At 34.2% G+C, this 2,622-nt stretch carries 3 protein-coding genes and 1 pseudogene; all 4 read right to left on the reverse strand.

Annotated elements, in window-relative coordinates:
• Positions 1-503, reverse strand: a 503-nt coding sequence (locus tag ACFIL8_RS07650; RefSeq protein ID WP_375689329.1) for a hypothetical protein, incomplete at its 3' end; no start/stop codon positions are given.
• Entirely contained in the window at positions 493-1,413 is a 921-nt protein-coding gene (locus ACFIL8_RS07655; RefSeq protein WP_375689331.1) for a phosphotransferase, read from the reverse strand. The genes ACFIL8_RS07655 and ACFIL8_RS07650, both read right to left, overlap by 11 nt.
• A complete protein-coding gene (locus ACFIL8_RS07660; RefSeq protein WP_375689333.1) occupies positions 1,380-2,276 on the reverse strand; it encodes an MFS transporter in 897 nt (298 codons plus the stop codon). Before ACFIL8_RS07660 ends, ACFIL8_RS07655 begins: the two co-directional genes overlap by 34 nt.
• Positions 2,269-2,622, reverse strand: a pseudogene (locus tag ACFIL8_RS07665) (radical SAM protein); the annotation flags it as partial. The gene ACFIL8_RS07660 and the pseudogene ACFIL8_RS07665, both read right to left, overlap by 8 nt.

Raw genomic sequence — 2,622 nt, forward strand, 5'->3', positions numbered from 1 at the left:
TTAACTAAAATGAACTCGGGAGTAGCGATACGTATTAGAGCTAACACTTCTGCCAAATCGAATCTCTCCGATAAAGTAATCGTCACACTATATGGTACGCTATCTTTTTTCATACATTCTATGTTACGCACCCACGTTTGTTTATATTTTTTACTGTCTAGATTTCTTATCTCTGAAATAACATCTGTGCCTATTTGTATCCCTAAAAAGAACGGATTACTCTTTAATAGCTTCAAATATGGTTGAATATAGATGTGCCCCCCTGTTGCAATCCGAAAATATTTTTTGCAAATGAGACACATACAAGTATATTTATGAAGTAAATCATAATCGAGCTCAAAAGGCTCTCCACCAGAAAGAATAATAAAATCAGATTTTATGTCATTTATTGTATATAAAGATTCAGGCAACGCGTCATCTCTCACCATATATTCCATCGAATACGGACAATGATTGCAGCCCGCACTGCAATTTTCATTACAAATTACAATATTATCGCCCATGAAATTTCTTATTCAAGTTCATATAATCCAATACTAATTGTTTCATGAAAATATTTTGGTATAGAGAAAGATCAGAAATTTTTTTAGCCACAAACGCTTTTATCATTGGTAAAGCTTCATCCTTTGATATAGACAGCAAATGAGAAATATAGTCTATCCGTTCTTCTAAATTGAGAGATAATCTTGGACTGGTGAAAAATGTTAAGATATCCAATTCCGGACTGGCTTCTTGACATAAATCCCAATCCACTACCATAAAAGAACTATCAGAAGTAACAATGATATTATCAGGATGTAAATCTCCATGTGATAAGATTATATTCTTGCTTAATCGATCTTGAAAGATCTTATTGATTTGATCAATAATCGCCTTTTGATGTAGCAAATCCATTTGGCTCAATACAGTACCCCGGATAAACTCCCATTCGACTATTTCATCGCAAAGTGTTATCAAATTTGGTGCAGGATAGAGACTTTGTCGAAAAGAGCCATCCTTGATGTTTTCATTAATGCACGATGCTTCCGGATAAATTTGCCCATAGCAAAACTCTTGATGCTTGCGTTTCAAGAAATGTTGTTTTGACGATTGTGCATTTTCAGGCTGTAACCAAATGATTTCTTGTTTTCTGACAAAAATAATTAAAGCAGACACCCCAAAAATCACTGCCATAATCACTGCCAACCACAAATTAGCTTGCCAGAATGTTGAAAAAACATGACCGTATAAAAAACTGAATGCAAAGGATACAACAGCTGTAATAATGGCTGTAAATGATAAAACAGTCGCGATAGCTTTGGGATCAATCAGTGAATTTATAAGAAGAGACGACAGATAAGATCGATAAGCAGATTTAAAAACACATAGCAGTAAAAATCCTAATATAAGAGCCGCAATGATTTGAAATGACATGAGAAAAAAGCAATGGTTACCATACAACCAATCATTAAGACGGGAAAAATAGGATTTTGAAACTTTGAAAAATACTTCTGAAACAATATATTGGAACTTGCTGAAAAAAAATTCCCAATGATAAAAATAATCGAAACCAAAATAGCAGGTTGAAATGGCAAAAAATCAGAAAATGCGATAGAAACAGTTCGATTATTAACCAAAATAGCAAAAGCTGAAACTGCACTTAAAAAAACAAGAGTGAAGCGATAAGGGTTTTTGACTTCTTTACGGCTGGCGCACATAACTGTGAAAATACTCGGATGAGCGTTGATATGAAAACTATCTAATCCCTTCGTCAGTTTTGAAAACATAAAAATAGCAAAAATTAATGAAAGGATTTGAAAAATTACAGGCAATGCAGGATGCACATAATAAAGTATTCCCCCTAAAAAAATAAGTACCGTTGTCACACTATAGGTAACAGCAGCCACTTCGGACTTAACGGAAAACAGTGTGCGATGCTTTGGTACTACAGAAAAGAGTAAACTATCTTCCGCACCTGAGAAACAAGCGGCCGCTAATGTGATACACAACAAATAAGTGGCGTAAGCAAAATATGCATAATTCATAAAAAGAGCTAAAAAACCGCAAAGAAAGAAAAACAGCCCAGTATAAATAACGCGCTTACTTCCATAAACATCTGATAATAAACCCAAGGGGACTTCTAAGATCAAAGGAAGCAATAAAAAATAACTACCGATTAAAACAATATCCGCTTGCGACAAATGCAATTTTTCCGACAAAAAAAGTGGTAAAACAGCAACCACTAGAGCAGTAGACTTGCTAACGCTATAAATCTTAAATTGCTTAACCTTATCCACAAAATACCTTCCCACGACATCCGCTACATGCGCCAGATTCTTTCAAAGATTTTAAAACGCTTTGAGCAGACCAATCTATTGCCTCATAATTTTGTAGATTCCCAAAAGCTTCTGAATAAAAGCAATTTTTTAAATCTCCATTATAGTCCAATACCAAGGATGAAAATGGAAATAAACACATTAACGGCGACGAAACGTACGCAGAATTTTCTCCTAAGTAATAATTAATACAATTTACAAAATTTTGTGACGTCCATGAGATTTTCCTTTCTTGGAACTTTTTATCTATATAAATCTGGAGGGAGGATTCTTTCCTTGATAATTCATCTCTCAAATGAAAAAGTGA

Origin of the sequence: Bartonella sp. AP57NXGY, assembly GCF_042195805.1 — a bacterium.
Lineage (GTDB): Bacteria > Pseudomonadota > Alphaproteobacteria > Rhizobiales > Rhizobiaceae > Bartonella.